Genomic DNA, 25,400 nt, shown 5'->3' with positions numbered 1-25,400 from the left:
AAAATAATATTTTTTTAACGATGTAATGCAGATTCTAAAGCATGCTCATAACTAACAAGTCTTCTTATTAATGCATTATAACGAGAATGAGCATCAGCGTATTTATTAGCTAATATTGCATATAATCTAGCTTCTGGCCTTGCAGAAACTTGTAGTATTTCAATGCCAAGATTACGTAAACGAGGGGCACCTATTTCAACTAGCAATGATTCAACACTTTCACGCCCATTATTTAAATCAAGCAGTCCACGATTAATGAGGTCTGCTCCAGGTAGATTATTCATTGATCATCTCTTAAAGCAAGATCAAGTTTACGTTGAAATTCATTTGCATTAATGGCTGGGTAACGCTCTAATTCATTATAAATGGCGTTAAATAATTGTTGTAATTTATTGGGGTCAACAAGTTCTGCAGTTAAATAATGTTTTACATCTAATATATCTTGCGTATGGCCTCGTTCAATTTTAGCTAATACTTGTGCATAAAGATCATAATGATAAAAGTTAATCTGACCAATGGTCGTAATATAAGGTGATCGCTGCTGCCAATCTGGTAATGCTGGAATAAATTGATCAGGTGATGCAAGTTCAATATTTATATTGAGTTCATCTTTTAAAATACGAATTACCGAAAAAATACCGGCTGGCTCTGGATCAAGCTTAAGATCCACATCTATAGTTTGCGAACGCCATCCATATAATACTGCGGTCGCACCACCAACTAAATAAACATTTCCTTTACCTTTAGTGTTTTTACCAATGGCTTCAATAAGCTGCCATATTCGTTGTTTATCTGCTTCTATACGCATTTGTTCTATTTATAACACCTATTGAATAATTAGTCTTCATTCATTCGTCTTATTCGTTTCATTTTATCAATAATTGCCATTAGTTCTTTAGCATCTACCCGACGGCGAAAACGAAGAATTGCCGCCCCTTTAGGCAAGTCGTCATCACTACAATTGCGTTCACTATCAATGCATAAAATAAAATTGTGTAATTCTGCCTTGCGTAACCCTGCCAGTTTTTTTTCAACATATTGCGGAGTCCAAAAACCCATTATTTCAATTAAAAAAAGCTGGGTTGGCTTTTGCCGATTTCTAATACCAAAATCAGGAAATATTAGGGTATTACCGGCAGTAATTGCCTCGGGCTCGCGAATGACCTCCCATTCTGGGGCGATGCGCGCCAAATCACGTGCAAGTTTTGCTTCAATTTTTGAATCATATAAACGCGGTGGTTTAGCAGGAAATATCGGATCACCCGTTTGCAATTTTAAATTAGCTGGGCCCTCGCCAAGTAACAATTGTGCCTGCAGAAAAAAACGATTGCAGTAGCTTAAAATAGGCACCAACTCGCCTAAATGACGTCCATAAACTATTGTTTGCCTAAATAATGACAATGGTCCTGAAATATGTAGCACCGGTCGCATAGGCGTTGCTGTGTGGTGCAAAGTGCAAATTAAACCACGCCATTTGGCATGTCGCACTACCGCGCGTGCATTACCTTCAAGTGCAATAGTTACCCCCATACTGCGAGCAAGCAGCCATTGCACCAACATGAGATTGCAGCGCAGTTCGATTTCATTCGGGGACGGAATAATATCTGGCGCTGTAAGCAACCGCTCAGCAGGTAGATCAGCAAATAATGATTCGCTAGCTGCATTACTACTGATGCCAAATTGCTGTGCTACCTCTAACATTACTTGGCTTTGCCATTGATCTGTATCTGCTTTAAAAGCTCTACGATATTCAGTAGCTTTGGCAAATAGCGCAGCTCGCATTTTTTGGGGGTTTATTGCTGCTTGAATTTTTGTACGAAATAAATCATTAAATAATTTTTCAACTAATCGACGTTTATTTTTTGGACAATAAAAAGGCAAGGGCTGACGCAAATATGTCAGTAGTCGATGACGTGGCAATGCGACAAAACGTTGATATTCAGCTAACAATAAACGGATCCAACCATGGTCACGAGCATCAAGATAACATGGGAAAATACTATCACCGCTACGGCGATAATTATATGGGATTAAGGTTACCAAGACCTTTACGCCTCTTATTTGCTTTGCTAACTTCATTAGTAGCACTAGTAACCAATTCATAAACGATGGCGCGTTTGCCTATACTAGGCCGCAATAAACGCCCCACCCGTTGCACATGCTCACGCTCACCCCGACTACTGCCAACAATAATAGCAACATCAGCGTCAGGTATATCGATGCCCTCATTTAACACTTGCGCTGACACTAAAGCTGATAATTCACCGATGCGAAATTTCATCAGCGCATCGCGACGCTCGCTACGGTTGATATCACAAGTAATTGGCATAATAAGCATGAATCGTGCTAATTTATATGCAGTATAATTATCGCTGGTAAATACCAATACCCGCGCATCAGCATGACGGCTTAAAAGGTTTGCCACTAATGCTTCTTTGTGCTTAGTCAATCTTAGCAAACGCAAAGAGCGTTCATGAGCAGTAAGAGCACAACGACCAATGTCACTACGTCTGGCAGTAGCAATAAACTCTTGCCAACTAGGATCACTATGAGTCATGCAAAAACGACGGTAAACATTTAAAAATATTTGCCGATCAGCAAGATATGCCTCTCGTTCGTCGGCAGTTAGTTTAACCCACAATACTATGCTATCAAAATCAGCCAAATACTTACCTGCAAGATCTGCAATAGTTAGCTGATAAACCAGCGGCCCTAATAATCGTTCGCTAGCATTATTTTCAATAAGCGTAGTTGATGGTGTTGCCGTAATACCTAAACGCGCAGGTGCCACACTCATTGCCATAACTTCATTAGGCAAGCCGCTACCCAAATGATGTGCTTCATCAATTATTAGCAGACCAAAATGCTTACCTAACAACGGCATATGTCGCCAAGCACTGGCATAGGTAGTTACCGTAACTGATGCGATATTAAAAATACCATCACCCACACATCCAATAGTGCCACCATAAAAATTGCTTATAGCTGTAATCCACTGCTCAAGCAGTACTCTGGTCGGTACGAGCACAAGAGTTGGTTGCATAAGCTGCGCTGCGGCAGCCAAAGCCACCCGTGTTTTGCCACTGCCAGTTGGCAATACCACCAATCCACGATTGCCATTAAGCTGCCAAGCAGTAAGAGCAGCTTCTTGATATGGCCTTAAAGGAATTGCTTTCCAAACTAACTTAGTATTTAGGTCATTAGCTATCGTATCAAAAAAATTAATTTGGTTAATATTTAATGCTCTGCAAATTTCTGCATAACGCTCGGCTTCTGCACGAAATACTCCTGTTCGCTTATCCCATTGCATACCAGGTAGTTGGGCAACATTTTTGTATGCCTCTGCCTCAGTTTGCACACAAATTATTGTACCACGGTCATATTCAAGACGCATAAATTGCTATTAACGCAAATATTATGCCATTATATTTGTATGAAATTTATTAGGAAAATAATATCGTAATAACTATGATGTCGCATTTTGCGACACTTTTTTTATTAAAATAACATTATGTTGGTACATGAGTATGCAAATATCGATTGGACAATAGTTCACGATGTCTGTCACCATCATCTTGATACCTATAAAAAATTTGCAGCTGCGGCGCTAAAATTTCGTCGCCAAGAAAATCTCTAATTAATTGTAATCATTTATCAATCAAATACTTGCCGAGGGGGAACCTTTGCCTTTATGTTCCATTATATGCCGGTACTAATCGAATCAATTGCAGATGGTGATAAACGTCACCCACTTTTTAAAAATATTACCCGTTTAGGAAGTGACCCCACCTGCGATATTATTATAATTGGGGCTGAAGTTTCTTCTGACCATGCGCAAATATTGCGTGAAAACGATGATTTTATTGCCGCATCACTTGGTCGTGGTCGTCCTATGTTAATAAATGGGCGTAAAGAAAAACGCGCACGTCTAAAAGATGGTGATGTTATAGTTATCGGTGATACGCAACTTACCTTTGGCGAACGAGACCTACCGTTAAAACATGAAGATGCTGTAAATGAACATAAAACTCGCAATAGCATTGCGGCATATCGCGAAATCGTTAACTTTTCAGAAAAGTTATTACGTAGTCGAGACTTAGGCGGGCTACTCACAACATTGATGGATACTGTGGTTGAATTAACTAACGCAGATAAGGGGTTTCTAGTCTTATTTGAAGATGGCAAGCCTGAAGTAAAAGTTGCCCGCAATCTCCATCAAGAAAACGTCGATAGTGCCCTGGCTGAACTTTCAGATAGTATTATCAATAAGGTTGTACGTGAACAACAACCGATAATTGTTGCTGATGCGCTTAATGATTTAGAATTTAAAGCATCTGCTTCTGTTATCAATCTGCGGTTGTGCTCGGTAATGTGCATGCCGCTTACCGAAGCTGGCGAACTGTTTGGTCTAATTTATCTTGGTTCAAATCGCGTTGTTAATCTATTCGAACCAGCTATGCTCGATGCGGTTATGGTGTTTGCCTCTCAGGCATCCTTACTTATTCGTAACGCTATGATGGTTGACAATCTCCGTTCTGATAATGCCGCTCTGCGTTATGCGCTTGCTGATAAGTGTTTTGGTGACATCATTGGCACTAGCATCGCTATGCAAGAAATTTATCGAAAAATACGAAAAGTAGCTCCGACTGATATCTCAGTTTTAATCACTGGTGAAACTGGTACCGGCAAAGAGTTAATCGCCCGTGAGATCCATCAACGCTCTGACCGCCACGACAAACATTTTGTAGTAGTAAATTGTGGTGCAATCCCTGAAAATCTGCTTGAAAGCGAACTTTTTGGTCATGTACGTGGTTCTTTTACCGGTGCGATTGCTACCCGTGAGGGCCGTTTTCAAGCGGCTGATGGCGGCACACTTTTTCTTGATGAAATAGGTGAATTATCTGTGGCATTACAGGTTAAATTATTACGCGCTATTCAAGAAAAAATAGTTAGCAAAGTAGGTGATTCTAAAGCTGAGCCGGTTGATATTCGTGTCGTTGCTGCAACCCATAAGAATCTTGAAGCTGAAATAAAAGAGGGGTGTTTTCGCGAAGACCTTTATTATCGGCTTAACGTGGTTGGCATTCATCTGCCTCCTTTACGAGAACGTGGCGAAGATTTGATGCTAATTGCACGCTATCTATTAAAACGTTATGCTGAAGAATATAATAATAATATCAAGGGATTTTCACCCCAATGCGTTATGCATATGAAGCGCTATAATTGGCCTGGTAATATTCGTCAGCTTGAAAATCGTATTAAAAAGGCGGTAATCATGGCTGAACGTGCACAATTAGCGCCAGAAGATCTCGAATTAACAGATAATGATCTTGCTCCGGTTTTACCTTTAGCCCAAGCTCGCGATGATTTTCAGCGGCGTTACATTAATGAAATTTTAGCTCGCAATAATGGTAATCGCACCAAAACAGCACATGACCTTGGTGTTGACCCACGCACCATTTTTCGCCATCTCGAACATGAGGATGAATTGTAGCAAATTTAAATGTCATGCCAAAACTATGCTAACTATTACTAAAACAATGACGAAAGTGTCACACTGCCAACAACAATATCTATGCTTGCGCTTTCTATCTGCCTATATTGACGGCCTTTTTTTTATTGTTACCATTGGCATCCATATTGCTAGATATTATTACAAGATGTTTTGCGCCGTTGTACCATGTTTAAGTTTTTTATCAGGATGTCTGCTACCTCCAGATGCTGATTACGTTGAACCTAAAAATCAACCACCCCGAATAACTCGTCCTGATCCTAATCCGACGCTTGATTTTGTCATTCATGGCTGTGGTTTTTCTCGTACTTATGCCGCGTCGATTTTCGATCCTGATTCAATTGATCTCTATTGGCGAGTATTTGTTGATTATCAGCGTGATGATAATCAAGAACCTCAAAACGGCAGTAGTGAAACAGGCGCTCGGGTATCGTTTGAAATTCAAGACAGCGACCCTCGTTTTCGTGGTGGTACATCTGTTGCGCATGTTGTTGAATTAATGGTTGCTGATCAGCCCTTTGATGCACCAACAGGACGCTCACTACCTGAAGAAGCTGGCAGCGTCTCATTAACCTGGACAGTTCAATATGTAACGAGTGACCAATGCGAGTAAGACTAGTTTTAAGCTTTACCTATCTTTTATTAACCGTTGCTTTAATCGAGCTTGCTTCTTGCCGCCATAAAAATAATGCACAAGAATGCTTTCGTATTGAAGATTGTGGTGATGATCGCATTTGTTTTTTGGGCACCTGTCAAAAACAAGGTTATAGTATTCAACAAGTTTATGCTGAATTAACCCCCCCAGACACAACCGACTTTTTACGTCAGCAACCGAGTGATGCTCTTGAACTCTCCGCTGGATATCAAGAGATATATTTATCACCAACAATAATTATTCAAGGTTTGGTTAAGTCTTTAGATACTCTATATGCTGGTACACTCATAGCTAAAAAACTTGAAACACTAACGAGTCATGACATTATTCAACGTGTCGCTGTTGACGCAGAAACAGGGTATAAATTAGCTGCAGTATCGGGTAACTATGACATGAAATTCATACCCTATCAAAATGAAGAACAACAATCCGGTCGACCACCAATTAGTTATAACAAAATGACTATTTTTGAAAATGCAAATGTTGATCTCGCCTACCCTAATACCGCAGATCTACTTATTGTAAATGGCCGCATATTCTATTCGGTCACTGATAATTTAGCTATGTCACAAGCCTATGTTTCTGCGAGTGCTACTGATAATGAAGGCGACATATTAAATTCGAGCACAGCAATTACTAATGAGGCTGGTGAATATTCGTTAGTCTTTCCACCGGGCGCTACAAATTTTGAAGTAACAGTTCATCCCTATGATAATTTATATGTACCGGAGACCACTTTTAATGTTTCATACAATGAATCTAATAATCGCCTCGATGATATCAATCTTGGTGTAGCTATGACATTATTTAACGCCACTGTCCGTGGTATTGATGATACTATTTTGCCTGAAACAGTAGTATTCTTTTATAGTAAAAATATTGGTAAAAATAATGGCACCTTTTTATTACAATTAACTACTGATGAACAAGGAAATCTAAACCAAGCCAGCTTGCTGCCAGGTGATTACACCATAACTGTAGTTCCACCAAAAACCGGTGCGTATGCTGTGACATCGACCACTGCTAAAATCACTACTGAGGGCACTAACGATATAGCACTTATTGCCATAAAAAAGGTACGCTTTTCTGGCATGATTTATACTAATCAAAAGATACCATTAGCCGCTGCGCATATCTCCCTAACCTTGCGTGATGTACCTACAGCTCGCTATTATGATATCGATAGTAACGATTCTGGAAGTTTTTACCTTGATATCGACCCCGGCGACTACGATTTAGTTGTACAACCACCTGTTGGAGTACCGCTGCCAAGATATCGGGTGTTAAAAAGCGTTAGCGATAAAGACAAATATATCGATATAAATCTTTATAATCCTGTTTTTGTATATGGCCGTGTGCTTTCACCTGATGGTATACCAATAGCTGGTGTGAGTATTGATCTTTATGCAACAGAGCTTGGGGTCGACTTAATACCGATGCTTGTTGGTCTGGGCGTTACTGGGAGCAAGGGTGAATTTGTGATCCCTGTACCAATTCCAAATGATTAAAATTAAAAATCAAAAAGAACGTAGTTTTTGGGGCAGAGTATTTATTTTAGGGCCTTTTTGGTCCTTATGTATTTATACTTTTGTAGTAATCTTTGGTAGTATGCTTACTACGTTATACGGACGTCCGCCAGCTTTTGATACTTTAGATGAAATCGCCCGTGTGCAAGCTCATAATTGGTGCTTGCGTCAACTTGTTAATTTACGTGACCAATTAGAATCAGAGGTTACCCATACCCTCTCACGTGCTCATGCTTTTTTTGTAAAAGAACGACTAAATTCTTTTGAGCAAAAATGGAATCAAGATTTTGAGATAGCAGCAGCTAAATGCGGTTCTGAAATAAATCCTGAAATTGCTGATGCTTTCATTAATCTACGCATGATGAAACAAGACTATTCAGAGGGTATTGCAAAATTAATTCATGCTCGCAAAGATGTCGGTGATGTTTTAAACACACGTATAAAGAATCTTACTACTAAATTGCCACAACTACGTTTGCTTAATACAAATGAAGCAAAACCATAAGTATTAATTATTTTGTATTTTGTATTTTGTTTTTAGTCATTCTTTTTAATTTTATAAAAAATGCTATCCCAATTAACGCACCTATAATATCAGCAAGCCAATCATAAATATCACATGTACGTCCAGGTACAAAAGCTTGATGTATTTCATCACTAATAGCGTAAATAGCAGAAAAGCTAAATGCAATAATTGTTGGATAACTACAAAATTTTGGCAAGCCAATATACACAAAAACCGCTAGAATTGCATAAGCAATTACGTGCAATACTTTATCACTACCTTTAAATAAAAAAAATGAGCTGGGTAATGTTGTTTGCGATGATTGAAAAAATAACGCACCTGCCCATAGAATAGCAGGTAATAAACGCCACCACCTAAATCGCATCAGTTTAGCGCTCCATAATTATTACTTAACCAAATATGGTGCCTAGCTTTAAAGCAAGGCTAATGTCACCAGCTACTTTAAGTTTACCGAACATAAAAGCCTTTTGCGCGCTAAGCTTCCCATTTACAATTGCAATTATATCCTGAGCACTAATTGTAATAACGCATTGAGCTTCATCATCACTTTTTATAACACGACCACCAGCTTGGGTTAAATCAACTGTCCAAATGCCACCTTCTTCTCCGGAGATGACAAATTTAAAAATAGCATTAACTTTTTGAGCGATTTCAGGTTTTGTCTGTAAACGTTCAGGCACATGTCGGTCAAAAAGCTCACATACTGACTCAATTTGCATATCGTGCTCCTAACACATGAGGATAAAATATTGTCGATAGCATTCACTTAATATTCGGGTCAACCAGTGCTTTTATAGCAATGCTTGAAAAGCAAAATGATGGCTTTTTATAGTAATAATTTGGTTAATCTCATTGTACCATTTTGGTCTTTACGCGATATATACAGGCTCTAATTTATATTGGGAGTCCTAATGTCGGATACTACATATAATCCAGTGCCCAAACTGGCTGAAGAACTAAATTTAGCTGCAAACGCAATTATTGCAGTTACAAAATTGCTTGATAGCGGTAGTACTGTACCTTTTATCGCTCGCTACCGTAAAGAAGCTACTGGCGGTCTTGATGAAGTGCAAATACGCAATATTGAAGAACGGCGCACTTATTTATTAGAATTCGAAGAACGACGCCAAAGTATTATTGCGGCGATAACAGAAGCTGGCAAATTATCTCCTGAACTTGAAGCAAAAATAAATGCTTGTACAACCAAAGCGACTCTCGAAGACCTTTATCTTCCCTATAAACCCAAGCGTCGTACACGTGCGGCGATTGCTCGTGAAAAAGGTTTGGGTCCTTTAGCTGAATTAATATTAAAGCAGCCAACTAAGGGTGATCCTATAACTTCGGCAAAAGAATATATTTGCGATAAGGTAGCTGACGCCACAACCGCACTTATGGGCGCCCGCGATATTGTTGCTGAGATAGTAGCTGAAAATGCAGAGATCCGTGCTATAATTCGTAAAGCTTTTAGCTATAAGGGATTACTAGTTTCATCAGCCATCGCTAAAAAAACTGATAAGCCAACAAAATTCGAGCAATATTATAATTACAATGAACCTATAGCTACAGTTCCCTCACATCGTTTTCTGGCAGTACGTCGAGGAGAACGTGAAGGAATTTTAAAAATAAACATAGAAATAAATACCGAAGAATTAATACCAACATTAGCATCGTTAATGGGCTTAAAACCTAACTCTCCTTTTGCTAACGAACTTCAAACCGCAATTAGCGACAGCTTAACTCGGCTTATTTGTCCCTCAGTAACCAGTGATGTACACCTCGAATTAAAACTGCAGGCAGATCGGGAAGCCGTTGAAATTTTTGCAAGCAATTTAAAAAATTTACTTTTATCACCACCATTGGGTGAACAAGTAGTTATTGGTATTGATCCAGGTTTGCGTACTGGCTGCAAATGCGTTGCGGTTAATAGTACTGGTAAATACCTGGATTCAATCACCATCTATCCAAGTCGCGGTGAAGCAAAAAACAAAGAAGCGCAATTAAAATTAATCAGCTTTATTAATTGCCATAAACCATTTGCTATTGCTATCGGTAATGGTACCGGTGGACGTGAAACTGAAACTTTTGTACGTCATATCCTTAAAAAATCCACTTTAAAAGAAATTGTTGTGATCTCTGTCAATGAAGCCGGGGCCAGCGTCTATTCTGCCTCTGATATTGCACGCCTAGAATTCCCTGAGTTAGATATTACTATTCGTGGGGCAATTTCTATTGCACGGCGTTTACAAGACCCACTTGCTGAATTAGTAAAAATTGACCCTAAAGCAATTGGGGTCGGTCAATATCAGCACGATGTGCATCAACCATTGCTCGCTAAAAAATTAGATGAGGTAGTTGAAAGCTGTGTCAATCATGTTGGTGTTGAACTCAACACAGCTAGTGCTTCATTGCTGGCGCGGGTGGCAGGTATTGGGCCTTCGTTAGCCCAAAAAATTATAACCTACCGTGACCAAAACGGCCCATTTTCTCAAAGACATGACCTGCAATCGGTTAGTGGTTTTGGCCCACGTGCTTTTGAGCAAGCTGCTGGTTTTTTACGTATTCGTAATGGCAAATATCCATTAGATGCTTCTGCTGTTCACCCAGAACGTTATGAGCTTGTTACCTTAATGGCTAAGCATCTATGCGTTCCTTTAGCAAAACTTATAGGCAATGATGAACTAATAGCTAATATAGATATTACACAATATTTAAGCGATGAAGTTGGTGAACCAACATTAAGAGATATTATTGCTGAATTAAAAAAACCCGGTCGCGATCCACGCAAAAGTTTTGAACCGCCGAAATTTCGTGATGATGTGCAAACTATCGAAGATCTACAAATTGGCCAAGTATTCGAAGGAATAGTAACCAATGTCACCGCTTTTGGGGCTTTTGTTGACATTGGTGTACACCACGATGGTTTAGTGCACGTATCCCAGCTTTCACATAGATTTGTTAAAGACCCTAATACTGTAGTAAAAACCGGGGACCGCTTAAAAGTAAAAATACTTGAAATAGATATTGAACGTAAAAGGCTTGCACTTACAGCAAAGATTGAAGCCCCGGTAAACCAACAAGCAAAACAAAAACCATTAGAGCCTAGCCCTGATAAATCTTTTCAAAATAAATATCACAACAATCAGAAACCAACAATAAAGTCAAAAGGCAATAACCCCAAATTTAGCAATAACCCCTTTGCCAAATTAATAAAAAATTAGTAAAAGAAATTGAGCTGCAAACGAGCTGCTTCTGACATCTTATCCATATTCCATGGTGGATCCCATACTAAATCAATATTAGCTTCAGTTACGCCATCAATTGTCTCAACGCGACGCTTTATTTCAGATGGAAGTGATTCAGCGACTGGACACATTGGTGAAGTTAACGTCATTCGTATGATAACACGTTCATTAATAATATGAATATCATAGACCAAACCAAGATCGTAGATATTTACCGGGATCTCTGGGTCATAAATATCACGCAGTACTTCAACAACTTTCCCTAAAAGACCTGGGTGCTCATCGATACCATTTTGCGTATCTCGCACAATGGCAGAAAGTCCATCTGATTCAGGCATTGAATTTGCTATTTTTTCACTCGGTTGTAGCTGGTCCATCTTCGCTACCCTTCCTATTCAACGCTGCCATCAATGTATGCCAAGATAGCGTAGCGCATTTAACGCGCATGGGAAATTCACGTACCCCAGCAAACACTGCCAACTTACCAAGCCCCGCAATACTCTCAGGTTCATGTTCATCAGTTAATAATGTATGCATTCGTTCAAAAATATGCCGCGCCTCGCTTTCACTTTTACCTTTTAAGCTTTCGGTCATCAACGATGCCGATGCTGTCGAAATTGCGCAGCCGCTGCCAATAAAACTAACGTCTTTGATAACATTATCTTCAATAACTAAATAAACCTTTATTTTATCACCACAAAGTGGATTATGGCCATCTGCATGATGAGTGGCATTTGCTATTTCTTTGCAATTACGCGGGCTTTTATTATGATCAAGAATAACTTCTTGATACAATTCACGTAATGACGACATCAGCCAAATACCTTTCTGGCTTCAACCACAGCTGTCACCAAACGGTCAATCTCTTCATGGGTATTATAAAGAGCAAGTGATGCACGTGCTGTGGCAGGCAAACAGTAGCGATCCATAATTGGTTGAGCACAGTGATGACCACTGCGAATTGCAACACCGGCTTGATCAATTATTGTGGCAATATCATGCGGATGTACATCATCTAACACAAAAGAAATAATCGCCGCTTTATTTACACTCGTACCAACAATACGTAAACCTGCAACTTTTTGAAGCTCTTGCGTAGCATATTCTAACAGACTCGTTTCATACTTATGTATTTGCTCGATACCGATGCTTCTAACATATTTTAAAGCTGCGCCTAATCCAATTGCTCCCGCGATATCGGGTGTACCAGCTTCAAATTTATATGGAGGTTCATTATATGTTGTTTTCTCAAAAGTAACACTAAGAATCATATCACCACCACCCTGCCACGGCGGCATAGATTCTAAATGCTCAAGCTTAGCATATAAAACGCCGATACCAGTTGGTCCATAAACTTTATGCCCAGAAAACACATAAAAATCCGGTTCAAGAGCCTGTACATCAATATTAATATGAGGTGCAGCTTGTGCCCCATCGATTAAAACTGGAATATTTCGTTGATGAGCTTTGGTAATCAACTCACTGATTGGCACAATAGTACCAAGAGCATTTGAAACATGAGTAACCGCTAAAAATCGTGTTCGCGAAGTTATTAATTCATCAATTTTATCTAATTCTAAATCACCATTATCGGCAATGGGAATAACCTTTAATTTTACTCCAAGCTCATCACAAATAAGCTGCCACGGTACAATATTTGAGTGATGTTCAAGACCTGATATTAATATTTCATCACCAGCCATAACTTTTGAGCGCACAAAAGTTTGTGCAACTAAATTAATTGCTTCAGTTGCACCACGCACAAAAACAATTTCGCTCTTACTCTTAGCATTTAAAAAACGCTGCGCTTGTATTCTGGCATTCTCATAAGCTTTAGTCGCCCGTGACGAAAGCATATGCACAGCACGATGCACGTTTGCATTATCGTGAGTATAGTAATTCGTTATTGCATCGATAACCGCTTTTGGTTTTTGTGTTGTTGCCGCATTATCTAAATATGCCAGCCGCATCCCATGGACGCTCTCATTTAATATGGGGAAATCTTGGCGCCATTTATTGACATCATACAAAGAGTCAGTTTGATATATTAATGCACTCATTAATGTCCTTTGCGATTAACAAATCCCCCAGCAGTTAAAGAATTCTCAAGCTCAGCTATAAGAGGTGATTCTGACATAACGGTGATTACTTCGCGAATAAAGGCAAATACCAACATTGAGCGAGCAGAGTCATAATCTATTCCACGAGAGCGTAAATAAAACAAAGCTTCATTATCTAAACGCCCGACTGTTGCGCCGTGTGAACACTTGACATCATCAGCATAAATTTCAAGCTGCGGACGTGTATCTACATGAGCTTGCGTTGATAGCAATAGGTTGCGATTAGTTTGCATGGCGCTGATTTTTTGTGCATCAGGAACAACTAAGACACGGCCTGTCCATACCCCACGTCCTGAATCAGCAATAATTCCTTTATAAAGTTCGTTGCTGGTAGTAAACGGACTTTCATGAATAATACTTGTAAAACAATCAATATGTTGTTTATCTTGCGGTAGATATAATCCGTTAAGATTGCAATTTGCACCTGGTTCTTTAAGCTTCACTCTCGTTTCAAGGCGAGCTAAAGCGCTACCGTTAGCAATCAGATTGCTTTGAAAACTTGCATCGCGTTCTACTAAAACATTAAGGCTGCTGAAATGCATAGTGCTGTTTGCTTCTTCTGCAAGTTTATAGTGAGCAACTTGAGCGCCAGAGCCAACTCTCATTTCAGTAACAGCATTCATAAATGATATTGCATTATCATCGCTAAGATACTGTTCAATAATTTGAACCTTAGCCCCTTCTTCAACAATAACAAGGTTACGCATAAATGTCGCAGCAATATCATCTTCTTGATTAATTACTGATGCCGTATTTTTATGACCAGCAATTTTAGCAGATGAATTAATTAAAGTTATAAAAATTGGGTAATCAAGTTGTACACCGCGTTTAACGTGAATAACATAACCATCACAACATAATGCTGCATTTAATGCCGCAAAACCATGGTCATTAATATCAGCAGCTTTACCTAAAATTGTTGCAACTAAATCAGGAGCCGTCTGTAAAATTGCTCGCAAATTTGTAACGGTTACACTAGCAGGCAAATCACCAATTGCTGAAATGGCTTTTAAACAATGACCTCTAGAAAATACTAAATGAGTATTTGATACTGCAGCAGTATCAAGAACAAGACGCGAACAAGGTACTTCTGAATTAACATCATTATAAACAGGTGCCAGCGCACTTAAACCTAATAATGAAAAATTATTAGCAGCAATTGTATCGAGTTGCGTATATTTCCAGTCATCGTCACGTCTAGTGGGTAAACCTAGCTTAGCGAATGCCTCATACCCACGTTCTCGTAATTTAGCAAAGAAGGCTAAATTAGCTCCTGGTAATTGCTTGCTAATGTTTTTACTTAGATCAAGCCAATACTGATACGCTTTAGTGAATAGTTCTTGTTGGACACTATTTTTATAATATCCAACAGGTAAAGTAACCGATGCAGTGGCAGACATTACTGCATCTCCAAAAGAGATCGTTCGTTTTGTTTTAGCTCTGCTTCAATAAAACTATAACCACGTTCTTCGAGTTCGAGTGCTAACTCTTTGCCACCTGAACGTACAATACGCCCTGCGATTAATACATGTGTATGATCCGGCACCAAATATTCAAGTAAACGTTGATAATGCGTAATAACTAACATTGAGTGCTCATTAGAACGCATTGCATTAACTCCATTAGCCACGATACGAAGGGCATCAATATCTAAACCGCTATCAGTCTCATCGAGTATGGCTAGTTGCGGTTCGAGCAAAGCCATTTGCAAAATCTCGTTACGTTTCTTTTCACCACCAGAGAAACCTTCGTTGACTGAGCGATTTAAAAACTTCTCATCCATTTCTACGAGTTTCATTTTATCGCGGATGAGTTCAAGAAACTCAATGGCATCAAGTTCAACTTGACCGCGTTGTTTACGAATAGAGTTAATCGATGCTTTAAGAAAATAGGCGTTTGCAACACCGGCAATTTCGATGGGATACTGAAAAGAAAGAAATAAACCCGCCCAAGCACGCTCTTCTGCTGGAAGTTCTAATAAATTTTTACCTGCAAAAATTATTTCACCGTCAGTAACTTCATAGCCTTCACGTCCCGCTAATACATTAGCAAGAGTGCTCTTGCCCGAACCATTGGGTCCCATTATGGCATGCATTTCACCGGCTTTTACTACCAAATTAACACCTTTTAAAATGGCCTTGCCATTAACGCTGGCATGGAGATTTTTTATTTCTAACATTACTTCGCCCTTTGCTAACATCAGCCCACACTCCCCTCAAGAGAAATGCCTAAAAGTTTTTGTGCTTCGACCGCAAATTCCATGGGTAATTCACGAATGACTTCGCGGCAAAAGCCGTTTACAATCATGCTAACTGCATCTTCGACTGACAGTCCACGCTGTTGACAATAAAAAATTTGGTCTTCACTAATTTTTGCTGTGGATGCTTCATGCTCTACATCACTCGTAGAGTTTTTAACATCAATATATGGAAAAGTATGTGCTCCGCATTTATCACCAATAAGTAGTGAATCACATTCTGAGCGATTACGGGCGCCATCGGCTTTGGCCCCAATATGAACTAAACCACGGTACGTTTGCTGTGCATGACCTGCTGATATACCCTTTGAGACAATGGTGCTTCGAGTGTTTTTACCTAAATGAATCATTTTAGTACCAGTGTCAGCTTGTTGGCGATTGTTAGTTACTGCTACTGAGTAGAATTCACCAACTGCATTATCACCTTGTAAAATACAGCTAGGATATTTCCAAGTAATCGCTGAACCGGTTTCAACCTGAGTCCACGAAATTTTAGAGTCGGCCATTGCCTTGGCTCGTTTAGTAACAAAATTATAAATACCGCCCTTGCCTTCTTTATTGCCAGGATACCAATTTTGTACGGTTGAATATTTTATATGAGCTCCTGGTTCGGCAATTAATTCAACTACTGCTGCATGAAGTTGATTTTCATCACGCTGCGGTGCAGTACAACCTTCTAAGTAACTCACATGTGAACCAGCATCAGCAATAATCAAAGTGCGTTCAAATTGCCCGGTATTGCGGGCGTTAATACGAAAATAAGTAGACAACTCCATTGGGCAACGAAGACCCTTAGGAATATATACAAACGAGCCATCAGTAAAAACCGCAGAATTCAAGGCAGCAAAAAAATTATCACCGGTTGGAACAACTGAACCCATATATTTTTTAATTAAATCTGGATGCTTTTGTACAGCTTCAGCAAACGAACAAAAAATTATTCCTAAATCACTTAGCCTTTGCTTAAAAGTAGTAGCGACTGATACTGAATCAAATACCGCATCAACAGCCACGCCTGCTAAAATCATCTGTTCTTCTAAAGGAATACCAAGTTTATCAAAAGTACGCTTAATCTCAGGATCAATATCATCAAGCGATTTTGGCGCTTCTTTATGTTTGGGAGCCGCAAAATAGCTAATTGCTTGATAATCAATCTTGGGATATTTGACTTTGGCCCAGTGGTGGGGTTCTTCCATGCGCAGCCATTTTTTGTAGGCATCAAGTCGCCAATTAAGCATCCATTCTGGTTCGTTTTTTTTATGTGAAATAAATGCTATGACTTTTTCACTTAGCCCGGGCTCTACAACATCACTATCAATGTTAGTGACAAAGCCCCATTTATATTCTGTATTCGCTATCTCAGCCGCTTGGTTGGCGGTACTCATCGTATACTCTCTTGCGTTTGGTTTTTATTGATTGGGTGCGATTTTGCCTATTTGCACCAAATCATTAGCCTTAGTTTTATTAAATTCTTCATTAGTTACTGTTGAAAAATTATCGCTACCTAGCCAAAGCCCCATTGGTTTTTCGTGGCGGTCCATATCAGCCAAACTAATATGCCGCAATATTTTACTTATTTCATTACCCACCCAGCGCCATAAAGCACGCACTGAACAATCTGTAGAATGTATACAATCCCTTAGGTTTCCAGGGTGAGATGAGCAAAACTCGTCAGAAAATAAGGGGCCACCTAAGACAGTTACGGCTTCCCAAATAGAGATCTCTGATGCAGGGCGTGCCAGACGATATCCACCACTTTGCCCCCTAGTACTAATAACCAACCTACCTTGCCTCAAACTGCACATGAGTTTGGCAGTATATTCAAAACTTAATCCTTCTCGTTGGGCTATTTCAGCTATTTGTAGAGGTTCTAAGTCTTCATGACGTGCAACTTGCAATAAACATCTTAACCCATATTCTTCTTGTGATGATAATTGCATTATAATTATTAAATGGCAATTCTATACTTATTTGTCAATATAGATTAAAAAATATAACACTTAGTGATGTTTAATAAAAAGTATTCCTAAAAATTGGTGCTCCTAAAAATTGGTGCCAGGCACCAGCACCAATAGGTTATGTCTGATGGATCAAATAACAAGTAATGCAGATACAGCTGGATGTCCCTAATTATAGAGGCGTATCAATACGATAAGGGTCGTCTTGATCAGGATTAAATTTGGTTTTATCAGGAGCTTGTTCAGTAGGCTCAGAACCTTGGCGATACCAAGCTCTTACACGTCGAATAGTATTTGGGCGCGCTAGCAAACCAGTCTCGGCATCAATAGTCGCTTGTACTACTCCAGACGGCGGCGAAAAATCTGGTTGCTCTATTTTGGTAGGCTGTTTAACAGTGTAATCTTTAAAAACCTTACCAGCAAAATCGACAAGAATTGGCAATGCGGTTTTTCCGCCCTGTTCATTCACACCTAGGGGTCTCTCTTTTTTATCATGGCCCACCCAAACGCCAGAAACAAAGTTACGCGAAAAAGCAAAAAACCAAGCGTCATAGGATTCGTTAGTTGTACCAGTTTTACCGGCTAGTGGTTGCCCTAACTTTGAAGCACCAATACCAGTACCCTCACTTATAACGTTTTTAAGCAGACTAACGGTTAAAAAGTCAGTTTGCGGATCAAGGGCTTGACGTTTAGGAGCTACTAGTTCGGTGTAACTGCGATCAAGTCTACTGACCAAATCTAAAGTCGAATCAGTTGGTGCACTTTGGTCTTCAAGAATATTGCCATAACGATCTACAACTCGACGAATAAAAATCACATCACGTCGTCGACCATATTGGCTCAATGTAGTGTAAACATTAATCAAATCATAAAGGGTTGTACAAGATGAGCCAATTGCAGTGCCTAACTCACGTTTAAGCGGAGTAGTTATGCCCAAACGTCGTGCATTCTTTATAATATCTTCAATACCTACAGCCTCAGCAACACGAATAGCTGGCAAATTGATAGAATCTTTAAGCGCTGTACGTAAAGTAATTTCCCCAAGAAACTCTTGGCCCGCATTACCAGGTTTCCAACGAACTGCATTATCTGGATCATCGAATATTATTGGTTTGTCTTCGATTATTGTTGATGCAGTGTAGTCAAGCTTATCAATTGCTGCTGAATAAACAATAGGTTTAAAAGAGCTACCAGGTTCACGACATGCTTGCACTGCACGATTAAATGTAGATTTCTCAAAATTATATCCCCCAATTTGCGTAGAAACATAACCCGTTCTTGGGTCAACTGCCATTAGCGAGGCTTGCGCAATCGGCTCTTGCTCTAATGCAAAAAAATTACCTGCCGCAGGCAAAGCAGCAAGCATTGCTGGAGTCATGTCATATTGTAGAACATTATTACGACTTACTTTGTGCACTACGATAAGATCACCCACTTTAAGTACGTCATTTATATTCATTACTTGGTGAGTGTCCCAACGAATTATGGGATTAGGTTTTCGCGCCCAACGCATGGTTGCCAGCGGCAAACTACCAATATTCCCAGCTACATCTACTGTGGCGATAAAGCCATTATTTGAAATATCACGAACTAAAGCGACATAATTTTTTTGTGCATTAAAAATGAGCGTTTCATTTTTACTTAAACCTAAATAATCACGATATTTTCTGATAAACTTTTCACGAAGCGCTTCGGTCTTTAAACGAGCTAAACTACCACGATATCCTTGACGCTTATCTAAAGCTCGCAGTCCCCGAAATATAGCTTGCTGACCATAATAATTATACTCAATATTTACTGCAGTATAAACATTTAACCCTTGTTCTAAAATGGCTTTTTCACCATAGCGCTCAACCAGTTCCCGACGAACTTGCTCAGTAAAATATGGGGCAACTTTTAAGTATAACTCTTCACGCGGATAGACCTTAAGGTCTACTTGGCTAGCTGCCTTTGCCTTTGCGTCACTGATAAAACCTTCTTCAGCCATACGGCGCAACACATAACCACGTCGCTCCCGCGCCGCTTCTTTATTCGAAACTGGTGAATAATCACTTGGACGTTGCCCTAAACCGGCAATTGTAGCCATTTCTGCTAAATTCAGGTCCCAAACGTTTTTGCGAAAATAATGTTCAGCAGCGGCTTGCACACCGTAAGCCTTATGACCAAGAAATATTTGGGTCATGTAAAGATAGAGAATTTGGTCTTTACTAAGCACGCCTTCTAAACGCCGAGCAAAAATGGCTTCACGAATTTTGCGGGTAAATGAACGAGCTGTAGCACTTTCATAACTTTCATGAGTGGCAAGCAAACTTTTTGCAACCTGCTGGGTAATAGTTGAGGCACCACGAAGCTTAGAAGCTGGGTGAATAATTTTATCAATAATAGCTTGAGTTATGCCGATATAATCGAGCCCACCATGGTAATAAAAACGCTGATCTTCAGCGGCGACAAAAGCCTTTGCCAACAAAACCGGAATACGATTCATTGATACTGGCACACGTCGTTCAAGTGCAAATTCACCTATCAATTGGTTATCTGCAGAATAAATTCTAGTTCCGACTATTGGCTGATAATCATCGATAGAATCAAAACTAGGTAGAGTTGGCGCATATTTAAGATAGATGGCCAATATGCTTGCACTACCTAAAAAAACTCCGACTACTGCTATTAAAGCAACCAAACGTAGAAACCGACCAAACCGGGTACGTGGCTGCGGAGAAACTATACGAAATTTAAAAACTCTATTTTTGTCCATGAAACTCGCCGATAGCATAGCGTAAAGTACGTCTCAATTGTCTATCGTTATTAGCTAATAGGGCAATATTGGGTTTGTGTCTATTTTATTAACAAAGGTGTTAGTCAACATCGAATTGCGAAAAAGCATTTTTTAAAAAGTCACCAAATATCCTTAAACGCGCTGAAGCTTGCCTATTTGGCGGATAAGCAAAGTATAAACTCGGACCATTGCAGGTATAATCTGCTAAAATTTGTATTAAACGACCTTGACGGATTGAGTCAAAAGCAACAGATGAAAGCACCTGGATTAAACCAAGACCCATACAAGCTGTTTCAATACATGCTTCCATTGAGTTAAATGCCAGATTACCAATAGGTTTTTCTATGATGCGCGTTTGGCCATGTTGAAACTCCCATGGGGTAGCCTCACCTGTCTGTGGTCCAATAACTAATATGCAATTGTGCTCATTAAGCATATTAGGGGTATTCGGATATGGGTGTTTTAAAAAATAACTTGGTGATCCACAAGTTAACAACCTGGTTTTGGCAAGTTTACGAGCAGCTAATTCTTGATCATATGGCGAACCATAGGTAACGGCACAATCAAACCCTTCACGTAGCAACTCAGCACGACGATTTTCAAGCCTAATTTCAAGTTCTAATTCGGGATGTTTTTGCAATAATTCTGGTAACATAGGCAGTACAAATAACTTAGTAAGTGCAATAGGCATTACCGCACGTAGGCGACCGCGAATGTTAGCTGGAGATTTGCCAATTTCACTTTCAGCTTCATCAATCTCAGCAAGAATACTTCGCACACGTGCATAATATGCTCGCCCATCATCCGTAAGCGATAATTGTCTTGTCGTACGGTATAACAAACGTGTGTTTAGTATTGCTTCAAGATCTTGAACTGCTTCACTGGTACGTGCACGCGATATCTTCAATGAAGCTGCTGCATTGGTAAAACTACCGCATTCAACAACACGTGCGAATACTTGCATGGCAAGAAGTCTATTCATTGTTCGATATTTCCGAATTATATGTATATATTTTTATTATTTATCTTTTTTTTACGAATGTTACAAATAAAAAATACTATGTAGTGTCCCTGAATGTTCCCCTGAATGTTCCTAAATGTTCGTAAATATTCGTAAAAATCGGCGGGAGACATTCAGGGACACTACCTACTTTGGAGGTTTAAAACATATGAGTTTCGGTAACAGTAAGTTCATTTGGTATGATGGCAAATTTGTTCCCTGGCAGCAAGCTACTACAAATGTAATGACTCATTCGCTACATTATGGTGTTAGTGCTTTTGAAGGTATTCGTGCTTACAACACCGAAAATGATGGTGGCGCAATATTTCGTCTTTTTGAACATCTGCGTCGTCTCGCGAATACCACAAAAATTTTTCGTATGCCAATGCCTTACGATACTCAAATTCTAGCTGATGCAATAATACGGCTATTACAACACAATCAATTGGAACAAGCCTACATTCGTCCAATCGTTTTTTATGGCTCCAATAAACTTGGGCTATCTGTGCAAGGAGTTGATGTCCATGTGGCAATAGCAGCTTGGCCATGGGAGGCCTACTTAGGAAAATCAGCAATAAAAAATGGGATCAATGCTAAAATCTCGTCATTTAGACGACCTTCTAATAATGCCCATCTAACTAGAGCCAAAATAGCTGCGTTATATGCAAACTCAATCTTAGCCAAAATGGAAGCATACGAAGATGGATATGATGAAGCACTACTTTTGGACAACGATGGATGCATCGCAGAAGCTACCGGTGAAAATGTTTTTATTGTTAAGGATGGTCACCTTTTTGAGCCAGAACCAACAGCAGCTCTTTTAGGAATAACGCGCGATACCATTGTAAAGTTAGCAAAAGATAGAGGCATAAAAACAACACCATGTCGCTTAACGCGAGATGATTTATATCTTGCTGATGAATTATTTATTGTTGGTACTGCTGCTGAAATTGTACCAATTGTCCATTTAGATAAGCGTATTATTAATGAAGGTGTTCCAGGCTCAATTACTAATATTCTATGCCAAGCTTACGCCGATGTTGTTCGCGGTCGTATTAGTCAATATTATAATTGGCTGACGTTTATCAGGGACACACCCTCATAAATAATTGATAACCTTATCGCTCAATAGTGCGTCGGCGATATTCGGTCACCAATTGATGTATTTTTGCAGCATCACGATGCCCTGGTGCAAGTGCAATAAATTTTTCATAAGCATTTATTGCTGAATTTTCCTCGCCAATTAACATGTAGGCAATTCCTAAAGAACGATAGGCAAGACTGTAACTTGGATCAATATCAATACTTCTTTTCAAAGCGATAATGGCGGCCTGAGGATTATGATTTGCTAATTTTGCATTTGCTTCATGATAATATTTAACTGCTTGCTGAGAATATTCACTTTTAATATCTGAGCTATTAGCTTTGCTATTTGCTGCGCTATACCCCTTTTTATCTAAAGAAAAAATCGACCAATTCTGAGTAGATAGCCAAATTATTGCAAATAACAAAACAAGCGTAATTACCATTGCTGTAAAAACATAGATAGATTTCTTCTTTGCTTTAGGTGAATCATTAGGTGTGGGCTGATTATTTGACATCAAATTCATCCACCTGAAATGATTTGCCAGAACACCATCATTTGAATATTTAAAGTTTTTTTGAAACGTTGGCAAAGTCAATTTACGCTTTTGTAACAATAACAAATTATTAGCATTATCTTTAGCAGTATGGATACTCGCAATTTTGCTTTCTTTTTTAGCAGTTAATGTTGATTCAATATGATTATCTTTTTGTGAAACCGAACTTGATTTAATACTTTTATCTTGTGAAACCGCAGGTACATTAGACAAAAATTCAAGCAATTCGTTATTCGATGGCTTTATTTCATTTTCAGGCTTAATCTCTTTTTGCATATCATCGTCCACTATTGGCCATAAACGACTTGATACAAAGTCTATCACGACTGAATTTACTGAGTCACTATAACTATTAATTATTCAATAATTTTTTGCAAAACGCTTACAGTTAAATATTTTCGCTAAACAATCAGCAGCATTTTAAAATAAAAAATTATCGTCCAGTATTCCCTTCTTGAAACTATAGGGGTATTGCCAAATGATTTTACAGATTTTCGTAAACTATTCATTCGATAAGGTGACTAACTTTGACTACAGTACTAATTGCAGATGATGAATCAAACCTGCGCAAAGTTCTGTGTGCATTATTAAAACGTGAGGGTTATGAAACCTTAGCGGTTGCTAATGGTGAAGCTGCTATAGATGTTCTTAATTCAAATGATATCGACATCCTAATCACAGATCTGCGTATGCCTGGTATGGATGGTTTAGAACTGCTTCGTTTAGTTAAAACCATCGATCCCAGTTTACCAGTTATTGTCATTACTGCTCACGGAAGTGTAGATACTGCAGTAAGCGCTATGAAAGAAGGCGCCTTTGACTATATCACTAAACCTTTTGATCGCGATGAATTAAAGCTATCTGTGCGTAAAGCAGCTTCTGTGCATTCAATTACACAAACGCACCTAGTCGATAGTGGTGATTCAGGTGGTCGTTATCAAATAATTGGTGAATCATCACGAATGCGTGAGATTTACGGCGTTATCGAAAAGGTTGCAGCCACCCCTTCGACAGTTCTCATAACTGGTGAAAGCGGTACCGGTAAAGAATTAGTCGCTTCTGCACTTCATGATAATTCACTACGCAAAGGCAAACCTTTTATAAAAGTTAATTGTGCTGCAATTCCAAAAGACCTCATGGAGAGTGAATTCTTTGGTTACGAACGCGGGGCCTTTACTGGCGCAATATCATCTAAACCTGGACGTTTTGAGCTTGCAGATAGCGGTACGCTATTTCTTGATGAAATTGCTGAAATACCGACAGCTATGCAAGTTAAACTTTTACGCGCTCTGCAAGAAAGTGAATTTGAACGTGTCGGTGGCATTCGCAGCATAAAAGTTGATGTGCGAGTTATTGCTGCAACAAATCGTGACCTGGTTAAGCAAATTGAAGATGGAAGTTTTCGTGAAGATCTATACTATCGGCTTAATGTTGTACCAATTGCGTTGCCACCGCTACGCGAGCGTAAAGAAGATATCCCTTATCTGACTCAAGCTTTTATTGAAAAATACAACAAAAGATTAAATAAAAATGTGAACGGCATTAGTGAAGAAGCCCTACAAAGACTCAGTTTATATTCTTGGCCTGGTAACATTCGCGAACTTGAAAATGTAATTGAGCGTACTTTGCTTTTTTGTGAAAGTAGCAAAATAGAAATAAAAGAATTACCCGATTATTTTAAGCAATTAGAGTACCGTTTTAGTTCCCCAAGTATACCTAATATTGCCTTTAAAACCGAAACCATAAACATGCCTACCATCGATAGTGGCAACACTACTATGAAAGATATAGTAAAGCAGGCTACCGTTGAAATTGAACGCGATCTTATTGTCAAAGCACTCGATGAAACTAATGGTAATGTTACTAAAGCAGCAGCAATCCTAGGTATTAGTCGTAAAGGATTACAAAACAAAATGAAAGAATTGGGATTACGTGACCCAGACAGCAAAAATTAAAATATTAAATTATTGGGATTTATTATCATTGGACAATGACTCTTGTTTTCGCTGTTCAAGCAAAGCAGTTAACGCTTCTTCTCGTGTGGTAAAAAAATTTGTTTGCGCGCCGTCGTTCAAATGTGAAGCATATATTGCCATACGAGAAGAAGCTGGCGAAGAAAAAAATCACCGCCAAGCAGTTTGTAACCAATAAAACTTATCAACGCTATGTTGTAGGCCTGAATAACAAC

At 39.2% G+C, this 25,400-nt stretch carries 24 protein-coding genes; 8 read left to right on the top strand and 16 right to left on the bottom strand.

Features of this window, described 5'->3' with window-relative positions; genetic code table 11:
* Positions 1-14 precede the first annotated feature (14 nt).
* Genes JW841_04470 through JW841_04455 form a run of 4 tightly spaced genes read right to left on the bottom strand, consistent with a single transcriptional unit; the run spans position 15 to position 3,394 of the window.
* On the bottom strand, positions 15-284 hold the full coding sequence (locus JW841_04470) for a hypothetical protein (protein MBN1960178.1): 270 nt from the start codon (positions 282-284) through the stop codon (positions 15-17).
* A complete protein-coding gene (locus tag JW841_04465; protein MBN1960177.1) occupies positions 281-808 on the bottom strand; it encodes a hypothetical protein in 528 nt (175 codons plus the stop codon). The genes JW841_04470 and JW841_04465 overlap by 4 nt, the downstream gene beginning before the upstream one ends.
* A gap of 29 nt (positions 809-837) precedes the next feature.
* Positions 838-2,043 (bottom strand): DUF790 family protein, encoded by a 1,206-nt coding sequence (locus tag JW841_04460; protein ID MBN1960176.1) that lies wholly within the window; start codon positions 2,041-2,043, stop codon positions 838-840.
* The gene (locus JW841_04455) at positions 2,021-3,394 is read right to left on the bottom strand and encodes a DEAD/DEAH box helicase family protein (GenBank protein MBN1960175.1); all 1,374 of its coding nucleotides are present in this window, start codon (positions 3,392-3,394) and stop codon (positions 2,021-2,023) included. Before JW841_04455 ends, JW841_04460 begins: the two co-directional genes overlap by 23 nt.
* A 117-nt stretch (positions 3,395-3,511) precedes the next feature.
* On the opposite strand from JW841_04455, the gene JW841_04450 reads away from it, so the two are divergent.
* The 5 genes from JW841_04450 to JW841_04430 are packed head-to-tail and all read left to right on the top strand — an operon-like array spanning position 3,512 to position 8,198.
* Positions 3,512-3,637, top strand: coding sequence for a DUF86 domain-containing protein (locus tag JW841_04450; GenBank protein ID MBN1960174.1), 126 nt, complete (start codon positions 3,512-3,514; stop codon positions 3,635-3,637).
* A 54-nt stretch (positions 3,638-3,691) separates the two neighbouring features.
* Complete coding sequence (locus JW841_04445) at positions 3,692-5,494, top strand: sigma 54-interacting transcriptional regulator (GenBank protein MBN1960173.1); 1,803 nt, start codon at positions 3,692-3,694, stop codon at positions 5,492-5,494.
* 46 nt (positions 5,495-5,540) lie between these two features.
* Positions 5,541-6,125 (top strand): hypothetical protein, encoded by a 585-nt coding sequence (locus JW841_04440; GenBank protein ID MBN1960172.1) that lies wholly within the window; start codon positions 5,541-5,543, stop codon positions 6,123-6,125.
* Positions 6,116-7,675, top strand: coding sequence for a hypothetical protein (locus JW841_04435; protein MBN1960171.1), 1,560 nt, complete (start codon positions 6,116-6,118; stop codon positions 7,673-7,675). The genes JW841_04440 and JW841_04435 overlap by 10 nt, the downstream gene beginning before the upstream one ends.
* The gene (locus JW841_04430; protein MBN1960170.1) at positions 7,668-8,198 is read left to right on the top strand and encodes a hypothetical protein; all 531 of its coding nucleotides are present in this window, start codon (positions 7,668-7,670) and stop codon (positions 8,196-8,198) included. Before JW841_04435 ends, JW841_04430 begins: the two co-directional genes overlap by 8 nt.
* Before the next feature lie 7 nt (positions 8,199-8,205).
* Here the strand turns inward: JW841_04430 and JW841_04425 are convergent, their stop codons facing one another.
* Both JW841_04425 and JW841_04420 read right to left on the bottom strand, forming a co-directional pair.
* A complete protein-coding gene (locus JW841_04425) occupies positions 8,206-8,583 on the bottom strand; it encodes a VanZ family protein (GenBank protein ID MBN1960169.1) in 378 nt (125 codons plus the stop codon).
* Positions 8,584-8,608: 25 nt separating this feature from the next.
* Positions 8,609-8,938 carry an SCP2 sterol-binding domain-containing protein gene (locus JW841_04420; protein MBN1960168.1) on the bottom strand — a complete coding sequence of 110 codons (330 nt, stop codon included), beginning with the start codon at positions 8,936-8,938 and terminating at the stop codon, positions 8,609-8,611.
* A 192-nt stretch (positions 8,939-9,130) separates the two neighbouring features.
* Here JW841_04420 and JW841_04415 point away from each other — a divergent pair, with 192 nt between their 5' ends.
* Entirely contained in the window at positions 9,131-11,437 is a 2,307-nt protein-coding gene (locus JW841_04415; GenBank protein MBN1960167.1) for an RNA-binding transcriptional accessory protein, read from the top strand.
* Here JW841_04415 and JW841_04410 read toward each other — a convergent pair.
* From JW841_04410 to JW841_04370, 9 genes are all read right to left on the bottom strand, one after another.
* Complete coding sequence (locus JW841_04410; protein MBN1960166.1) at positions 11,434-11,838, bottom strand: DUF59 domain-containing protein; 405 nt, start codon at positions 11,836-11,838, stop codon at positions 11,434-11,436. The genes JW841_04415 and JW841_04410 overlap by 4 nt on opposite strands.
* Positions 11,816-12,274 carry an SUF system NifU family Fe-S cluster assembly protein gene (locus JW841_04405; GenBank protein MBN1960165.1) on the bottom strand — a complete coding sequence of 153 codons (459 nt, stop codon included), beginning with the start codon at positions 12,272-12,274 and terminating at the stop codon, positions 11,816-11,818. The genes JW841_04410 and JW841_04405 overlap by 23 nt, the downstream gene beginning before the upstream one ends.
* On the bottom strand, positions 12,274-13,521 hold the full coding sequence (locus JW841_04400) for a cysteine desulfurase (protein MBN1960164.1): 1,248 nt from the start codon (positions 13,519-13,521) through the stop codon (positions 12,274-12,276). The genes JW841_04405 and JW841_04400 overlap by 1 nt, the downstream gene beginning before the upstream one ends.
* Positions 13,521-14,981, bottom strand: coding sequence for a Fe-S cluster assembly protein SufD (gene sufD, locus JW841_04395; protein ID MBN1960163.1), 1,461 nt, complete (start codon positions 14,979-14,981; stop codon positions 13,521-13,523). The genes JW841_04400 and sufD overlap by 1 nt, the downstream gene beginning before the upstream one ends.
* The gene (gene sufC, locus JW841_04390) at positions 14,981-15,760 is read right to left on the bottom strand and encodes a Fe-S cluster assembly ATPase SufC (GenBank protein ID MBN1960162.1); all 780 of its coding nucleotides are present in this window, start codon (positions 15,758-15,760) and stop codon (positions 14,981-14,983) included. The genes sufD and sufC overlap by 1 nt, the downstream gene beginning before the upstream one ends.
* A gap of 20 nt (positions 15,761-15,780) precedes the next feature.
* Complete coding sequence (gene sufB, locus JW841_04385; GenBank protein ID MBN1960161.1) at positions 15,781-17,223, bottom strand: Fe-S cluster assembly protein SufB; 1,443 nt, start codon at positions 17,221-17,223, stop codon at positions 15,781-15,783.
* Positions 17,224-17,247: 24 nt separating this feature from the next.
* Positions 17,248-17,778: an Rrf2 family transcriptional regulator gene (locus tag JW841_04380; GenBank protein MBN1960160.1), complete on the bottom strand. Its 531-nt coding sequence runs from the start codon at positions 17,776-17,778 to the stop codon at positions 17,248-17,250.
* Between the two features lie 190 nt (positions 17,779-17,968).
* Complete coding sequence (locus JW841_04375; protein ID MBN1960159.1) at positions 17,969-20,551, bottom strand: PBP1A family penicillin-binding protein; 2,583 nt, start codon at positions 20,549-20,551, stop codon at positions 17,969-17,971.
* Positions 20,552-20,651: 100 nt separating this feature from the next.
* Entirely contained in the window at positions 20,652-21,554 is a 903-nt protein-coding gene (locus tag JW841_04370) for a LysR family transcriptional regulator (protein MBN1960158.1), read from the bottom strand.
* A gap of 187 nt (positions 21,555-21,741) precedes the next feature.
* On the opposite strand from JW841_04370, the gene JW841_04365 reads away from it, so the two are divergent.
* Positions 21,742-22,677 (top strand): branched-chain amino acid transaminase, encoded by a 936-nt coding sequence (locus JW841_04365; GenBank protein MBN1960157.1) that lies wholly within the window; start codon positions 21,742-21,744, stop codon positions 22,675-22,677.
* 13 nt (positions 22,678-22,690) lie between these two features.
* Here the strand turns inward: JW841_04365 and JW841_04360 are convergent, their stop codons facing one another.
* Complete coding sequence (locus tag JW841_04360; GenBank protein ID MBN1960156.1) at positions 22,691-23,488, bottom strand: hypothetical protein; 798 nt, start codon at positions 23,486-23,488, stop codon at positions 22,691-22,693.
* Positions 23,489-23,739: 251 nt separating this feature from the next.
* On the opposite strand from JW841_04360, the gene JW841_04355 reads away from it, so the two are divergent.
* Positions 23,740-25,167 carry a sigma-54-dependent Fis family transcriptional regulator gene (locus JW841_04355; protein ID MBN1960155.1) on the top strand — a complete coding sequence of 476 codons (1,428 nt, stop codon included), beginning with the start codon at positions 23,740-23,742 and terminating at the stop codon, positions 25,165-25,167.
* Positions 25,168-25,400: the final 233 nt, after the last annotated feature.

The organism is Deltaproteobacteria bacterium (assembly GCA_016931625.1).
GTDB lineage: Bacteria > Myxococcota > XYA12-FULL-58-9 > XYA12-FULL-58-9 > JAFGEK01 > JAFGEK01.
Note: the sequence above shows the minus strand (reverse complement) of the source record. Positions and strands in the feature narration are given on the sequence as shown.

Coding starts and splice junctions, on each gene's coding strand:
- JW841_04470 (MBN1960178.1), bottom strand. CDS start 284: ATGAATAATCTACCTGGAGCAGACCTCATTAATCGTGGACTGCTTGAT.
- sufD (MBN1960163.1), bottom strand. CDS start 14,981: ATGTCTGCCACTGCATCGGTTACTTTACCTGTTGGATATTATAAAAAT.
- JW841_04450 (MBN1960174.1), top strand. CDS start 3,512: ATGTTGGTACATGAGTATGCAAATATCGATTGGACAATAGTTCACGAT.
- JW841_04380 (MBN1960160.1), bottom strand. CDS start 17,778: ATGCAATTATCATCACAAGAAGAATATGGGTTAAGATGTTTATTGCAA.
- JW841_04410 (MBN1960166.1), bottom strand. CDS start 11,838: ATGGACCAGCTACAACCGAGTGAAAAAATAGCAAATTCAATGCCTGAA.
- sufB (MBN1960161.1), bottom strand. CDS start 17,223: ATGAGTACCGCCAACCAAGCGGCTGAGATAGCGAATACAGAATATAAA.
- JW841_04420 (MBN1960168.1), bottom strand. CDS start 8,938: ATGCAAATTGAGTCAGTATGTGAGCTTTTTGACCGACATGTGCCTGAA.
- sufC (MBN1960162.1), bottom strand. CDS start 15,760: ATGTTAGAAATAAAAAATCTCCATGCCAGCGTTAATGGCAAGGCCATT.
- JW841_04435 (MBN1960171.1), top strand. CDS start 6,116: ATGCGAGTAAGACTAGTTTTAAGCTTTACCTATCTTTTATTAACCGTT.
- JW841_04365 (MBN1960157.1), top strand. CDS start 21,742: ATGAGTTTCGGTAACAGTAAGTTCATTTGGTATGATGGCAAATTTGTT.
- JW841_04415 (MBN1960167.1), top strand. CDS start 9,131: ATGTCGGATACTACATATAATCCAGTGCCCAAACTGGCTGAAGAACTA.
- JW841_04430 (MBN1960170.1), top strand. CDS start 7,668: ATGATTAAAATTAAAAATCAAAAAGAACGTAGTTTTTGGGGCAGAGTA.
- JW841_04440 (MBN1960172.1), top strand. CDS start 5,541: ATGACGAAAGTGTCACACTGCCAACAACAATATCTATGCTTGCGCTTT.
- JW841_04375 (MBN1960159.1), bottom strand. CDS start 20,551: ATGGACAAAAATAGAGTTTTTAAATTTCGTATAGTTTCTCCGCAGCCA.
- JW841_04455 (MBN1960175.1), bottom strand. CDS start 3,394: ATGCGTCTTGAATATGACCGTGGTACAATAATTTGTGTGCAAACTGAG.
- JW841_04425 (MBN1960169.1), bottom strand. CDS start 8,583: ATGCGATTTAGGTGGTGGCGTTTATTACCTGCTATTCTATGGGCAGGT.
- JW841_04360 (MBN1960156.1), bottom strand. CDS start 23,488: ATGCAAAAAGAGATTAAGCCTGAAAATGAAATAAAGCCATCGAATAAC.
- JW841_04405 (MBN1960165.1), bottom strand. CDS start 12,274: ATGTCGTCATTACGTGAATTGTATCAAGAAGTTATTCTTGATCATAAT.
- JW841_04465 (MBN1960177.1), bottom strand. CDS start 808: ATGCGTATAGAAGCAGATAAACAACGAATATGGCAGCTTATTGAAGCC.
- JW841_04445 (MBN1960173.1), top strand. CDS start 3,692: ATGTTCCATTATATGCCGGTACTAATCGAATCAATTGCAGATGGTGAT.
- JW841_04400 (MBN1960164.1), bottom strand. CDS start 13,521: ATGAGTGCATTAATATATCAAACTGACTCTTTGTATGATGTCAATAAA.
- JW841_04370 (MBN1960158.1), bottom strand. CDS start 21,554: ATGAATAGACTTCTTGCCATGCAAGTATTCGCACGTGTTGTTGAATGC.